We start from the raw sequence: 14,797 nt of genomic DNA, 5'->3' as shown, positions 1-14,797 counted from the left end.
ATACTTTATGTCAGTCGAACACGCACCACCCGAAGTTCAACTTGCTGTTGATCTGATCTATTTACTGGAATGCAATGAAATCGCTCCTGAAATCGCACTCGCCGCACTGGAAATAGTCAAACACGACTATCAAGCAAAATTAGCGAAGCAATCACAGTCGACGAAGGAATATTGAACGATTTACTTCAAACACCTTAATAGATATCTTGATCGATACTATAAAAGATTCACGTTTGTCTTAAGTATGTGATCATACATTCATATCAATATCAGCCTTTGCTAAATTTCAAACGGCTTTATATCGTCACTCGCTCTTTCCACTATTTCGTTTAAGAAACGTTGAAGAATAATCATCCGCAGCAATTCGAGTGCAAAGCGGTTTCCATTCACAGCCTATACAAGCAGATCTTATGATCCCACGATTGAAAGCCCATCGCGCCTGTTTTAAATAGGTTTCATCAAGCCTCAGCGTATGACCTACCTCAACTGATCGGCCCATAAGAGCGCTAACTGCTTCCAAAGCTCGACTATCCCGGACAATAACACTCTCGCCAAAGCAATGAGGTTTGTCTTCTCCAAGCAAGGGAATACATATGTCATCCGGTCCTGCCACAATCAAGATATCTTCGTCCAGAATTCGAGGAATAATCCTATTGTAGTTTTCAACAAAACTAGGGGAATATCCGTTACCCGCGTAGGTAAGAATACACAAGAGGTGGTGACCTCTCAGGGATATTGTCATGAGTTACGCTCCTGAATGTGATCAAGTGTTGCATTTTTATACAATCAATGCTATATGATTGATACTGACCATCAATAGATCAATTTTTCTAATATAAAGAAAATCGGCTAGGAATCGACTATTATGTCGTCACGGTGGGTATCAAACGAGCTTGTCAAATTATCATCAGAAAGCTTGCAGGCAATCATAGATAACAAGATTCCAGCAGCGATGATAGATGATTTTGCAACGCCAAAAGAAACAGAACAACTTTCGTCTGCAATACTGAGCATGAAGGCAAAACCCTATGAATTCGGAAGGCCGGGGTTTTATTTGGGAAATACACTCGCTCATTATCGTGATCAACCAAAAGAGCAATATTTTTCTCAAGTTAGCGTAGCTGAGCAAGATCGCATCCAAATTATCAATCAAGCTTTTGATCCCGTTGATCGGTTCATGCAATACATCAATCATGATACAAATTTTAGCATTTCAGTCGCAGAAGAACCGGGGTTCGGTCCCTATTTTACCGGTATCGTTCGAATTATCTCCGGTGGCTCGGATCTACATGTAGATTACGCACCCACTTTTGCGAAAGGAAATTTAGTCGTCGGAGATATATCAACTCAGCTTGCTTGGAACCTCTATATTTTATCTCCCTCTCAGGGAGGAGAAACCGTGATCTATAACCAACCATTCAAGAATACTACCATTGATAAAATATACAAACCGTATGATAGTGCTCTATTGGTTAATTGCGAATCTTTCACTTTTCGACCTCAAGTCGGTTCAGTCGTCATTTTCAACACAACTAACCCTCATATTGTCCTGCCTGCAAGTGGCAATCGCATTGCAACAGGCTCCTTCATCGGTGTATTAAATGAGAAGAAGTTGATTTTATGGTCGTAATACATCTCAGCGAAACACTTGGGACCTGAATATGAAGAGTTCCTCTTCTTGCTCCACTGCTGCTCTATATGTCGTGACGATCATCACCGGGGGAACATCGTGGTATGCAGCAAAACTGCAATTAACTGATGTTTCACCTGTAATATCCCTGATTTATCGTTTTGGGTGTGCGTCGATACTGCTACTTCTGATTGCTGTGATTTCACGGGAAAGACTTACACACACCTGGCGCGAGCACCTCTCTTTTGCCGCACTTGGAGCATTCGGATTCGCTGTCACATTCTTGATGATTTACAAGGCTACGGCCTTGATTACTACCGGTTTAATCGCCCTTACCTACTCTTCAGTCATATTATTCAACTCCATAAATACAATTCTCTTCCTACGGCAATCGATTTCATGGTCAGTGCTGGTAGGCGCTGTAGTTGGGCTAACTGGGATAATTTTAGTCTTTAGCCCAGAATTTTTAAATAATGAATGGAATTGGACAGGATTCGGTTACGCAATCGCAGCAACCCTGACATTCTCATTTGCTAACATTTCCGCAGTTCAGTTACAGCGAAAAGGTGCCACTGTTCTGCCAATGACCGGGATTTCTATGGGATATGGCACCATATTCTTGCTCAGCTACGCCTTTTTGACCAAGCAAACGTTTGATTTTGATCTATCACCAGCCTATGCAACATCTCTATTCTATTTGATCCTGTTTCCTTCGGTAATTGGGTATACAACTTACTTTGCCGTTGTTGGTCGCTTGGGGGCTGAACGAGGAGCTTATACCATGCTTCTCGTTCCACTCGTAGCCTTAACGATCTCCAGCGTTACAGAAGGCTATCGTCCAACCATTTGGGCCATAATTGGCACAATGATGACACTCAGCGGTAACTATTGGGTAATCACCAACAAACATCAACCCACGACAAAAACTGACACTTAAGAACGCGGTTCAAGAGTGGGGTAAGCCCGACGAACCGTTTTCACAATCAAAATAACCAGTACGATTTTAATAATATCTCCCGGTATGAACCCAATTGAACCTACGGCTGCTTGCCAGGTGCTGATATTAGCAAATACGGCAATCCACGGGATACCGATTACATAAACAACCATAATTCCACCAAAGACAAGAAATACAGCTTCTTTAAAGATATTCAGTTTTACAAGATTTTTCTCATACAAATAGCCGATAACAAAAGCGGCAATCGGCCATGCCAAAATAAAGCCACCACTTGGACTGAGAAATACACTTAATCCTCCCCGCCCTCCAGACATTACCGGTAATCCAACGGAAACAAACACACAAAAGAGCAACAATGCTAATCCACCCCGTTTCGCACCAATAATGGCACCAGCAAGCATTGCTCCCATTGACTGCGCTGTTATCGGAACGCCCACAACGGGAAGTGTCAGTGGCGGAAATAAACCCAGTGCTACCGTTAAAGAGGCAAATAGTGCTATATAAACAATATCTTTGGTAGACATTTAATCCCCCTTTCTTTTCGATAAAGCCACAACCTCTGTTTTACTTGCTGCTTGATTTATTTCTGTCAAATTCTGGATCATAGGACCTCGCTTCAATAGCGGCAGAAATATCGTCTGCCATTTTGAGCATCCGCACAATAACAGGAACTGCAATTGCAATGACACTCTTATCAAGGCCCCTTGCTTTCTGCGCCTCCCGTACTTCTTCTGTAATTGACGCCAGAACAGGGATAAACCGCAAAGCAAGCGATAGAGCCAAACTCACTTTTCCAGGATTGATGCCAAGATAGTACAGCCACCCAAGACCCTTTTCCAATGCGTCGATCATATCAGAAGAGCGAGTAGTAAGAGTGACCAGCGAGGCCAGCAATAAAAGTGAGGCAAGACGAACTACCACAAGTACACCTGCGGTCCAGTGGTGTAGAAGCAATTGGACTATAAAAATAAGTGCGATGATCCATAGCGCTGGCCGTAATTGCATCCAAGCAGTTTTTAATGAGATTTTAGCTAACAAGTATAAAAGTACGATGCCCGCCAATGCCGCAACAGAAAGATCGATACGTGGAATAACGAAAAGCAATGTTCCCAAAATGACCAAAGAAATAATTTTGAGCCCAGGGCTAACTCGATGCACAAATGATGAACCAGGGTTATACCCAGATAGGCTCATAACATCATCCTTACGTATTCAGGGATAGCAATAGAGGGGATGTCATCAACAACGACACGACCCTCATCAAAAACCAGAACACGATCAAATCCCACCAGAAAATCAAGGTCATGAGAAACTACAATCACAGTTTGAGATAAGTTATCAATTGCTTCGGCAACACGGCGCTTGTTTCGTAAATCCAGCAAGGTTGTAGGCTCATCGAAAATAATGTAATCGGGCTCCATCACAAGAACACCAGAAATCGCAAGGAGTTGTTTCTGACCACCACTTAAAAGATGGGCAGGATGCTCCCTAAATTGGAGTAAATCATAGCGTGAAAGGGCCTCCTGCGTTCTTTGTCGAATCTTATCCTTGGTAAACCCGAGATTTTTCATGCCAAAAGCTAAATCTTCCTCAACGACTGGAAAAACGATCTGATTGTCAGGATTTTGAAATACGAAACCAACCTTACGTCGGATCGCTTTACCTTCCGTTCTGGTATTCAGACCATCTACCAAAACATCACCACTTTTCGGTACCAACAATCCATTAAGAAGGCGTGCGAATGTACTTTTGCCGCAACCATTACTACCTACGATGGCAATGCGTTTTTCCTTAAGCTGCAAATTTAATTCTTTCAATATTACTCGCTCGCCATAGGCATGCGTCACATTTCGTATTTCCAACATAGATGGTTATCCGTTCTCTTTCCGAATTTAATCAGCAGATAAACAAAGAGCATAAGATAATGACTTTTTGCCATTAGCCACATTGTTAGCAATTACCAAAATAGAATTCACCTTAATTTTCCTCTATATTCTGGTTCTTCATTTTTCAGTGACTTTCATATGCTCACTATATTTAAGCATATCGATAAAACTATCCACTAACGACTCGGCTTCCTTCTGAATATCAAAACTATCTGGTGCAAATAGCCAATTTTCCAACAAGCCCGTTATCAATCCTCTTAACATGATAGCCGCTCGCCGTAAATGAAGATTATAAGGAAGCTGACCTGACGCAATACAGCCGGAAAGAGATGCTTCAATACGAACATAATCTGCAACACACAGCTCCTGACGGACTTCCACCAAGGCAGACATTTCACCAACAAACTCACATTTGTGGAAAAAAATCTCCATTAATAGCCGGTTTTTCGGATCATCAGTGACCGACGTCAGGATATGGATGATTAAAGTTCTTAAAATCAGGAGTGGATTATTAGGATATTTTGCTTGATACTCTTTCTCTAATTCGTCAATCTTAGAATCTGTTATTCTACAAGCTTCGGAAAACAGGTCTACTTTATTTTTAAAGTGCCAGTAAATTGCCCCTCGGGTTACTCCAGCCGTTGTGGCAATATCTGTCAGTGAAGTAGCCGAGACACCGCGCTCAGAAAACTCTTTTATAGCTGCGTCTATAATCTGTTGCCGGGTCTCCTCAGCCTGTTGTTTAGTTTTTCGTGCCATACACTCTAATTTTAACCTAAAATGGATTTACATACATTCACGTATGTTTGTATTATAGCATGCTGTTATTAATGGAGTAATGGTTTTACGGATTGAAGGGTCAACATCTAAAAATATTGAGGTTTACTTATGCGAATAAACAGGGGAGTTTTGCCTCTGGCTACAGTACTGGTACTCTCAGGCAGCTTAGCTCTTTCAGGATGTAACGACAAAGACTCTCAGCAAGTTGCTGGGAACCAACAGGCTCCTGAAGTCGGTATCGTGACGCTGAAAACTGAACCTCTGATGGTCACGACGGAACTTCCAGGCCGAACATCAGCCTTCCGCATTGCAGAAGTTCGTCCACAAGTAAGTGGTATAATTCTGAAACGAAATTATAAAGAAGGTAGCGATGTAAAAGCAGGCACTTCTTTATATCAGATAGATCCAGCAACTTACCAAGCTGACTATGACAAAGCTAAAGCTGATTTGGCAAAAGCTCAGGCTAATGCAGAGATCGAACGCTTGACAGTGAACCGATATAAATCACTGTTAGGTACAAACTATGTTAGTCAACAGGAATTTGATAAAGCCAGTGCCGACTATGCACAAGCGAATGCTATAGTACAGGCAGCAAAAGCGGCCGTAGAGACCACCCGTATCAATTTGGCATATACCAAAGTTACAGCACCGATTAGTGGTCGTTCCGGTAAATCTACTATAACTGAAGGTGCTCTAGTTTCTGTTGGTCAACCAACAGCACTGACAACTGTTCAACAACTGGATCCGATTTATGTGGATGTCACTCAGTCAAGTGATGATTATCTGCGTCTTAAAAATGAAATCGCCAAAGGTATTGTACAGAAAGGGGACAATAAGGCTAAAGTTCACCTGATCATGGAAAATGGTAAAAACTACAGTGAAACAGGTTATTTGGAATTCTCTGATATTACTGTAGATGAAACAACGGGCTCTATCACTATCCGTGCAATATTCCCTAACCCGAATGAAGAGCTGCTTCCAGGTATGTTTGTTCGTGCAAAACTGGAAGAAGGTATTCGCCAGGATTCAATACTGGTTCCTCAGCAAGGAGTTACCCGTACACCTCGTGGTGAAGCTACTGTCATGGTGGTTGGTGCAGACGAAAAAGTCGAACCGCGCATTATCACTGCCAACCAAACTATTGGTGATAAATGGCTAGTAGCTTCCGGTCTAAAAGCAGGTGATCGGGTTATCGTTACTGGTTTGCAAAAAATTAAACCCGGCATCCCGGTTAAAGCAGAAGAAGTGGACTTAAATGCAAAATCTGCTGCGAACCAAGCTGAACCTGCGAAAAAGTCTTAATTTAGGAGTCATAGGAGTCAGTGATTCATGCCTAAATTTTTTATAGATCGGCCAATCTTTGCATGGGTAATCGCAATTATCACCATGCTGGCTGGCCTGCTGGCAATTATGAAATTACCCGTAGCGCAATACCCTACTATTGCACCACCGGCGATTTCTATCTCTGCAACTTATCCCGGCGCAGATGCCACTACTGTGCAAAACACAGTGACACAGGTTATCGAACAGAACATGAATGGTATCGATAACCTAGTTTATATGTCTTCCGACAGTGATTCTGCTGGAAACATGAATATTACACTAACCTTTGAGGCCGGTACTGATCCCGATATTGCACAGGTACAAGTACAAAACAAGCTACAACTCGCTATGCCTCTGTTACCACAAGAAGTGCAACAGCAAGGTATACGTGTAGATAAGTCCACGTCCTCTTTCTTGATGGTTGCCGGATTCATCTCTGAAGATGGCTCTATGTCACAAGACGATATCTCTGACTATGTTGGTGCAACCGTCAAAGACCCTCTGAGCCGTGTAACTGGTGTGGGTGATACAATGCTTTTTGGTAACCAGTATGCTATGCGTATCTGGTTAAATCCTGACAAGCTCATTAACTACAAAATGACGACTCTGGATATAATAAATGCCATCAAAGCACAAAATAACCAAATAGCTGCTGGTCAATTAGGGGGAACCCCTCCGGTTCCAGGTCAACGCTTGAATGCGTCGATCATTGCTCAAACACGTCTAACCTCACCGGAAGAGTTCAGCAATATTCTTCTGCGTGTCAATACTGACGGTTCTCAGGTCCGTCTGAAAGATGTAGCAAAGGTGGAACTAGGTGCAGAAAGCTACAACATCATTGCCCGCTATAATGGAAAACCTGCTGCGGGTATCGGTGTCAAACTAGCGACAGGCGCTAACGCTTTGGATACATCCAAAGCAGTAAAAGAAGCGCTAAAAAATATGGAACCTTTCTTCCCTCACGGGCTGAAAATCGTCTATCCATATGACACCACACCATTCGTTAAAATCTCTATAAACGAAGTGGTAAAAACACTGGTTGAAGCCATCATGCTGGTGTTCGTGGTAATGTATCTATTTCTCCAAAATTTCCGTGCAACACTCATTCCAACCATTGCGGTTCCAGTCGTACTCTTAGGAACATTTGCAATACTCGCTACATTTGGCTATTCAATAAATACATTAACCATGTTTGCTATGGTTCTCGCCATTGGCTTATTGGTAGATGATGCCATTGTTGTTGTAGAAAACGTTGAACGTGTTATGCAGGAAGAAGGTCTATCGCCGAAAGAAGCAACCAAGAAATCAATGGGACAAATCCAAAGCGCCCTAGTTGGTATTGCAATGGTACTGTCTGCTGTATTTATCCCAATGGCCTTCTTCGGTGGTTCAACCGGTGCAATTTATCGTCAATTCTCGATCACTATCGTATCTGCAATGGTATTGTCTGTGCTGGTAGCACTAATCCTGACACCAGCTCTATGTGCCACCATGTTGAAACCTATTGCCAAAGGTAGCCACGGTAAGCAGACCGGCTTCTTTGGCTGGTTCAACCGCATATTTGACAAAAGTACCCACCACTATACTGACAGCATTGGTCGTATTCTACGCAATACAGGCCGTTATCTGGTAATTTATGTATTCCTGGTGGCGGGTATGGCCGTCATGTTCACACGTTTACCATCCTCTTTTCTTCCCGAAGAAGATCAGGGAGTATTGCTGACAATGGTTCAATTACCTGCGGGGGCGACACAGGAACAAACAGAAAAAGTTCTAGATAAAATAAGCGATTACTTCAATACAGAAGAAAAAGATCGTGTGGTTTCTGTATTTACCGTCAGTGGCTTTGGTTTTAGTGGGCAAGGTCAAAACACGGGGTTGGGATTTATAAGCCTGAAAGACTGGGGTGAACGTCCAGGTGCTGAAAACAAAGTACCTGCTATTGTTGCCAGGGCTAGTGCTCACTTCCAGAAAATCAAAGAAGGTATGGTTTTTGCGTTTAACATCCCGGCAATTGTAGAGTTAGGTTCAGCAACTGGCTTTGATTTTGAATTAATTGATAAAGCAAACCTTGGACATGACAAACTGACAGAAGCCCGTAACCAATTACTTGGCATGATACAACAGCATCCAGATATGTTAGTAGGTGTTCGTCCTAATGGTCAGGAAGATACCCCTCAATATCGGATCAGAATCGATCAGGAAAAAGCTGAAGCTCTCGGTGTTTCCATCGTGGATATCAACTCTACACTCAGCACGATGTTTGGCAGTAATTACGTAAACGACTTTATCGATCGCGGTCGAGTCAAAAAAGTTTACGTTCAGTCGGAAGCTCCTTATCGTATGCTACCAAGTGATATTTACAAGCTGTATGTCCGTAATAAACAGGGTGAAATGGTTCCATTCTCTGCCTTTACAGATACGTCCAAAGAACCCTGGACCTACGGTTCACCACGTCTGGAACGCTATAACGGTTTACCATCCATGGAAATATTGGGTGAAGCAGCCCCTGGTAAAAGTACCGGTGATGCAATGGCTTTGATGGAAGAATTAGCATCGCAGTTACCAAATGGAATCGGTTTCGACTGGACAGGTATGTCCTATCAGGAACGCCTGTCTGGTAATCAAGCTCCAGCTCTATATGCATTATCATTGATAGTAGTATTCCTCTGTCTGGCTGCACTGTATGAAAGCTGGTCAATTCCATTCTCAGTTATGCTAGTAGTACCATTAGGTATCGTTGGAGCCTTGTTAGCAACAACATTCCGCGGTTTAGATAACGATGTTTACTTTAAAGTTGGCTTGTTGACCACTATCGGTTTGTCGGCTAAGAACGCGATACTCATCGTTGAATTCGCCAAGGACTTGATGGAAAAAGAGGGCAAGGGGTTGATAGAAGCTACGCTAGATGCGGTAAGAATGCGTCTTCGCCCAATCCTAATGACATCATTAGCATTTATGTTAGGTGTTATCCCCCTAGTACTGAGTAATGGTGCGGGATCTGGCTCTCAAAACGCAGTGGGTACTGGGGTATTAGGCGGAATGATTGCAGCAACCTCGCTAGCCATCTTTTTCGTGCCGGTATTCTTTGTGGTTATAAGACGACGTTTCAGTAAGAAAGCGGAGGAGATTGAACTCGCATCAGAATCTCATTAAATGCTACCAACAATAACCAGAAGGCCGTCAAATCGGCCTTCTTAAATATAATCGTTGCTTACATTTGACAAGATTCTGATCATTAATCTATCCGCTTAATATTTAAGTAATTTCGTTTAAATTTAATTATAATCACCACTTATGAGTATGAAATAGCTTTAAAAATCCAAGCATTAGTAACTTTAATAAAATTAATATGAAAGTTGTCGGACAAAAATTACTTTATCTTTTTTTACACTAAATGACAAAAAACAATACCAGCACATAGTGACTTATGTAATAATGATGTTATATTCATTGATTATTGTAGCCATCAGGCTATAATCTGCCATTACTGGTATCTGAGGGAAATACTGTTTTATATAAACCTACATATTAACTCACACATACTAGCCGCTATTTATAGTTTATTGAGTTAAGGTATGAATTTTGTTAAGAGCTGATTCTGATTTACTAGAAGCAAATCAGAGCCATCTGTAGAAAAGATAAATAATCCCAAAGAACGATTATAGATACATAATAATAATCTCTCGAAAAAATTTATAATACGTGTATATGCTTAGTGTTTAACTCGAAAAATTAAGTAATGGCATATACAGCAAGATCAACATAGCATGGATGAATATTCACTCAAGATGACATAATATTGATGAATTAGAATGCTTATGTGAAAATCTAAGGCAAGAAGCACTTCTAGTGCAGAGTACACAGAGATGAGACTGGTTGTGGAAATAGCTTCTACATCTCAGGAGATTTTAAAGCTAAACAAATAGATTGAATACATATCAACTTTCGTTTGGTACTTTAAAATAAAATATTCTGATGATTTCAGTCTTCTCACTTGAATTGATAAATGTATTGATAATACATAGAGTTATGCTTTGTTTGGAAACAAATTAAGATTAGCGTTTCTATACCCAATGGATTTCAAGATGCATCGCGGCAGCAAGGGAACGAATCCCCGGGAGCATAGATAACTATGTGACCGGGGTGAGTGAGTGCAGCCAACAAAGAGGCAACTTGAAAGATGACGGGTATAAACTTATGGAATGGTAAAAAAACTAATGAACGCTTAACCAGCGTCCTGTTACAGGATTTAAATTGCTCCTTGAGCAAAATTTGATTGGATATTTCCCTCAATAATTTTTTATATATGTTAAATAAGAAAGGCGATTATGACTAAAACTGATTATCTGATGCGTTTAAGAAAATGCACCACGATTGATACACTGGAACGTGTGATTGAAAAGAACAAGTATGAACTTTCAGGAGATGAACTTGAACTATTCTACTCTGCTGCGGATCACCGCCTGGCTGAGCTGACCATGAATAAACTGTATGACAGAATTCCACCTTCAGTATGGAAATATGTTCGCTAAGATAGTCTTTATCAGATAGAAAGTGATCCGAGCCGGTAAAGTGCTATCGGCTTATTAGGTTACCGATGAAATTGGCGAGGGCTCTGCCAGCGGCATCCCGGCACACACATCCCCTGCTATGGCTGCTTCCTTCCGGACCTGACCAAGTTAACAAGTTAGCGTTGCGGGAGAACCAACAGAGCCCCCATTGTGACGTGTTGCTTTAACTCTAAAGCGGTGCCATTATCATTCATACCTACTTAAATAGCAAGACAGGCAGACCCGAATGCTGATTTATTGCACATTGCAAATCAATACAATAAGGAAATGTATTATTTAACGGCTTTCAACGTAATTTCGACATCTTTAGTCTTCCCATTATTAATCACTTCATATGCGGTATCTGTAACAAACATCAAGCGGCTATGCAGCGAAACAGAAGCTCTGACAACAATGCGTGCATTCGGCTTAATTTTGTTTGGCTGATAAGGCAAAACAAAATGGAAAGGTGATTGTTTCCCACCTAAACGCTCTACCTTCTGAGACAGAGTAACTGAAGGTGCATCAGCTAAAGATACATCAGATAATGCCACTGTCAGAACAGCATCTGCTGGCAATGCTATACGCTGTAGTATATTAATATTACCTTCAACAAAAGACCGTTTCATTGGATTTTCAATCTTTCCCACCTGAGTATCTACTACCTCAGCACCTTTGGCATTACACCCAACCAAAGCAACCGCTAGTAATACGCCAGCGGGGAACTGCCATAATTTCATACACATTCCTCCATTATTAACTAATCTATATAAATATTAAAATAAATTGAAATATCAAATCATTAAATCTAACTCATTTGAATTATAGATTAAAAATTTGAACATAAGACGCCAATAAATCTCACATTCTTTATTGCACTGCTGTTAGGACTTAAAACATTTACAATTTAGTTATTTATTAATCATCTATTAATGAGACAATAATCATCCCTTGTACTCTCGATAACCTAATAGAAAACAAAGGCATATTATGAGCAAGTCATTACAGAATCTGATAAATTTGATGAAATTGGAAAAAATTGAGGAAGGTATTTACCGAGGGCAAAGCGAAGATCTCGGTTTTCCTCAGGTTTTCGGAGGACAAGTGATTGGTCAGGCACTGTATGCTGCCAAACAAACCGTTGTCGATGACAGAATGGGCAACTCTTTCCATAGCTATTTCTTACGTCCCGGTGACAGTCACAAACCTATCGTCTATGATGTTGAGGTTTTGCGTGATGGAGGAAGTTTTAGTGCCCGGCGAGTTAGTGCAATTCAGAATGGTAAGCCTATCTTTTATATGACTGCCTCATTTCAAAGTCACGAAGAAAGTTTTGAACACCAAAATATAATGCCGGATGTACCCTATCCAGAAGAACTTATCCCTCAGGATGAAATCGTGAAAAAAATGTCGCATCTACTGCCACAAAAGATGCAGAATAATCTTCTTTTTCCCTGCCCGTTAGAAATGAGACCCGTAAAATATCACAGTCCATTCAATTGTCCACCAGAAGAGCCTATACGCTATGTTTGGTTCCGCAGTAACGGCAATATGCCTGATAATCCTTTTATTCATCAATATCTACTTGGCTATGCCTCCGATTTTAACTTTCTGCCAACAGCATTACAGCCACATGGTGTCGGGTTCCTTGAGAAAAATATTCAGATAGCAACAATTGACCATTCTATGTGGTTCCACCGCCCGTTTAGACTAGACGACTGGCTGCTATATGCTGTAGATAGTCCGTCAGCTTCCGGTGCCCGTGGTTTTGTTCGGGGACAGATTTATAATCGTGAAGGGATACTTGTTGCTTCCACTGTACAGGAAGGTCTGATTAGGAAACGCAATAGATAAATGAATAAGGCAGCAAATTAAGAAACCAGCATTACATTTCATGGCTTTATTGCTGCCCTTTTATATTACAACTTAATTATAAGCACTCTCTCCATGAGAATTAATATCCAACCCTTCCCTTTCAATTTCAACCGTAACCCTCAGCCCTACCAACAGATCTGCTATTTTAAAAGCAATAAAGGCAACAACGGCTGACCAAATCACACAAACCAGTATACTAAGAGCCTGAATACCAACTTGTTCCAACATGGTTATACCCTCTGCATGGCCGGTCCCTCCCAAAGATTTAGCCGTAAAAACCCCTGTTAGGAGGCAACCTACGATCCCACATACGCCGTGTATGCCGAATACATCACACACATCGTCAACACGTAACCACCGTTTTAAGGCCACCACCCCCCAAAGTCCGGTAAAACCCGCGATCAGACCAATGATTAATGCACCACCAACACAAACCATTCCCGCCGCAGGTGTAATACCAACCAGCCCAGCAATACAGCCTGAACATGCCCCTAAAAGAGACGGTTTATTACGGAAAAACCATTCTGCAAAAACCCATGACAGGATAGCGGCGGCAGTCGCCACAATGGTATTTAAAAATGCCAGAGCAGCTATCTCATTAGCAGCACTAGCAGAACCAGCATTAAAACCAAACCAACCAATATAGAGCACAGCAGTACCAGTGAAGACCATCGGCAAGTTATGTGGTTTAAATGCTTCTTTCCCAAAACCAGTACGTTTTCCCAGTAAGTAAGCACCAACCAATCCAGCTACAGCAGCATTAATATGAACAACCGTACCACCAGCAAAATCCAATGCTCCATCTTGTGAAAGCACACCCCCACCCCAAACCATATGCGCCATAGGCAGGTAAGAAAATGTCAACCACAGCACACTAAAAACTAACAAAGCCGGAAAGCGAATACGCTCCCCTAACGCACCAATAATCAAAGCAACTGTGATACAAGCGAAAGAGCCCTGAAATGCCACATGAATTAGCTGATAAAAATTGCCACTTAAGTCAGTGAATGCCAAATTCTTTAGCATCACTTGACTAACACCACCGAAAAAACCATTCCCTGGCTCAAAAGCCAAGCTGTAACCGTAAATCACCCATAATACACATACTAAAGCAAAGCTCACCATGACCTGAGCCATTAACGATAAAACATTTTTATTCCGTAGCAATCCACCATAAAACAGAGCAATTCCTGGAATCGTCATAAACAGAACAAGGACTGTACAAATCATCATAAAAGCATTATCAGCTTTATCAACAACACCTTCCGCTGCCTGAGATAATGATGGTAAGCAACTGGCTACAATACCGGCAGCCACAGAGAATTTTCTTTTCATATCTATCTTCTCTATCAGTGAGTTACAGTGCCTCATCGTTAGTTTCTCCTGTTCTAATACGAATAGCCTGTTGCAATTCGATGACAAAGATTTTACCGTCGCCAACTTTTCCAGTGAAAGCTGATTGCTGAATAGCATGAATTACCTCCTCAACCAATTCATCTGCTACAGCAATATCTATCTTTATTTTAGGTAAAAAATTGACACTATATTCCGCTCCACGATAAAGCTCCGCATGTCCTTTCTGACGCCCAAATCCTTTTACCTCTGTTATGGTCAACCCCTGAACACCAAGACCAGAGAGAACTTCCCGAATATCCTCCAATTTGAATGGCTTTATAATTGTCGTAATGAGCTTCATACATCCTCCTTCCATCCGGCTATTATGTTTTCAATAAGGAAATAGCAAGGAGCGTGCCAGAAATTAAAAACATATAAAAATCAAATAATAAAGAGA

Annotated in this window: 15 protein-coding genes and 1 other RNA gene; 7 read left to right on the top strand and 9 right to left on the bottom strand. The window is 41.4% G+C overall.

All coding sequences use genetic code 11. The features are described from left to right. The first annotated feature begins 7 nt into the window (after positions 1-7). Positions 8-175 carry a pleiotropic regulatory protein RsmS gene (gene rsmS, locus ACGF49_RS00325; RefSeq protein ID WP_074524823.1) on the top strand — a complete coding sequence of 56 codons (168 nt, stop codon included), beginning with the start codon at positions 8-10 and terminating at the stop codon, positions 173-175. Positions 176-304: 129 nt separating this feature from the next. Here rsmS and ACGF49_RS00320 read toward each other — a convergent pair whose 3' ends face one another. Continuing rightward, complete coding sequence (locus ACGF49_RS00320; RefSeq protein WP_113040831.1) at positions 305-742, bottom strand: DUF1284 domain-containing protein; 438 nt, start codon at positions 740-742, stop codon at positions 305-307. 123 nt (positions 743-865) lie between these two features. Between ACGF49_RS00320 and ACGF49_RS00315 the strand changes: the two genes are divergently transcribed. Beyond that, entirely contained in the window at positions 866-1,630 is a 765-nt protein-coding gene (locus tag ACGF49_RS00315; RefSeq protein ID WP_228901744.1) for a hypothetical protein, read from the top strand. Positions 1,631-1,661: 31 nt separating this feature from the next. Continuing rightward, the gene (locus ACGF49_RS00310; RefSeq protein WP_387488823.1) at positions 1,662-2,567 is read left to right on the top strand and encodes a DMT family transporter; all 906 of its coding nucleotides are present in this window, start codon (positions 1,662-1,664) and stop codon (positions 2,565-2,567) included. On the opposite strand, the gene ACGF49_RS00305 is transcribed toward ACGF49_RS00310, so the two are convergent. The 4 genes from ACGF49_RS00305 to acrR all read right to left on the bottom strand — a co-directional run bounded on the left by ACGF49_RS00305 (position 2,564) and on the right by acrR (position 5,233). After that, the gene (locus ACGF49_RS00305) at positions 2,564-3,112 is read right to left on the bottom strand and encodes a biotin transporter BioY (RefSeq protein WP_113040828.1); all 549 of its coding nucleotides are present in this window, start codon (positions 3,110-3,112) and stop codon (positions 2,564-2,566) included. The genes ACGF49_RS00310 and ACGF49_RS00305 overlap by 4 nt on opposite strands. 40 nt (positions 3,113-3,152) lie before the next feature. After that, a complete protein-coding gene (locus tag ACGF49_RS00300) occupies positions 3,153-3,782 on the bottom strand; it encodes an energy-coupling factor transporter transmembrane protein EcfT (RefSeq protein WP_262977772.1) in 630 nt (209 codons plus the stop codon). Then, entirely contained in the window at positions 3,779-4,453 is a 675-nt protein-coding gene (locus ACGF49_RS00295; RefSeq protein ID WP_113040826.1) for an energy-coupling factor ABC transporter ATP-binding protein, read from the bottom strand. The genes ACGF49_RS00300 and ACGF49_RS00295 overlap by 4 nt, the downstream gene beginning before the upstream one ends. Before the next feature lie 138 nt (positions 4,454-4,591). After that, positions 4,592-5,233 (bottom strand): multidrug efflux transporter transcriptional repressor AcrR, encoded by a 642-nt coding sequence (gene acrR / locus ACGF49_RS00290; protein ID WP_113040825.1) that lies wholly within the window; start codon positions 5,231-5,233, stop codon positions 4,592-4,594. Positions 5,234-5,362: 129 nt separating this feature from the next. On the opposite strand from acrR, the gene ACGF49_RS00285 reads away from it, so the two are divergent. From ACGF49_RS00285 to ACGF49_RS00275, 3 genes are all read left to right on the top strand, one after another. Beyond that, a complete protein-coding gene (locus ACGF49_RS00285; protein WP_113040824.1) occupies positions 5,363-6,556 on the top strand; it encodes an efflux RND transporter periplasmic adaptor subunit in 1,194 nt (397 codons plus the stop codon). A gap of 27 nt (positions 6,557-6,583) precedes the next feature. Then, positions 6,584-9,733, top strand: coding sequence for an efflux RND transporter permease subunit (locus ACGF49_RS00280; protein ID WP_113040823.1), 3,150 nt, complete (start codon positions 6,584-6,586; stop codon positions 9,731-9,733). Positions 9,734-10,908: 1,175 nt separating this feature from the next. Continuing rightward, the gene (locus ACGF49_RS00275; protein WP_011147992.1) at positions 10,909-11,112 is read left to right on the top strand and encodes an HHA domain-containing protein; all 204 of its coding nucleotides are present in this window, start codon (positions 10,909-10,911) and stop codon (positions 11,110-11,112) included. An 81-nt stretch (positions 11,113-11,193) separates the two neighbouring features. On the opposite strand, the gene ffs is transcribed toward ACGF49_RS00275, so the two are convergent. Then, positions 11,194-11,290, bottom strand: an RNA gene (gene ffs / locus ACGF49_RS00270) — signal recognition particle sRNA small type. A gap of 133 nt (positions 11,291-11,423) precedes the next feature. Next, a complete protein-coding gene (locus ACGF49_RS00265; RefSeq protein ID WP_113040821.1) occupies positions 11,424-11,870 on the bottom strand; it encodes a YbaY family lipoprotein in 447 nt (148 codons plus the stop codon). Between the two features lie 250 nt (positions 11,871-12,120). Here ACGF49_RS00265 and tesB point away from each other — a divergent pair, with 250 nt between their 5' ends. Further along, positions 12,121-12,984 (top strand): acyl-CoA thioesterase II, encoded by an 864-nt coding sequence (gene tesB, locus ACGF49_RS00260; protein WP_113040820.1) that lies wholly within the window; start codon positions 12,121-12,123, stop codon positions 12,982-12,984. A gap of 72 nt (positions 12,985-13,056) precedes the next feature. On the opposite strand, the gene amtB is transcribed toward tesB, so the two are convergent. Together amtB and glnK are read right to left on the bottom strand one after the other, a co-directional pair. Then, a complete protein-coding gene (gene amtB / locus ACGF49_RS00255; RefSeq protein WP_228899831.1) occupies positions 13,057-14,340 on the bottom strand; it encodes an ammonium transporter AmtB in 1,284 nt (427 codons plus the stop codon). 22 nt (positions 14,341-14,362) lie between these two features. After that, positions 14,363-14,701, bottom strand: a complete 339-nt coding sequence (glnK, locus tag ACGF49_RS00250; protein WP_113040819.1) for a P-II family nitrogen regulator — start codon at positions 14,699-14,701, stop codon at positions 14,363-14,365. Positions 14,702-14,797: the final 96 nt, after the last annotated feature.

The organism is Photorhabdus sp. RM96S, from assembly GCF_042879335.1.
Classification (GTDB): Bacteria; Pseudomonadota; Gammaproteobacteria; order Enterobacterales; family Enterobacteriaceae; genus Photorhabdus; species Photorhabdus kayaii.
This window is presented reverse-complemented; position numbering and strand designations above follow the sequence as displayed.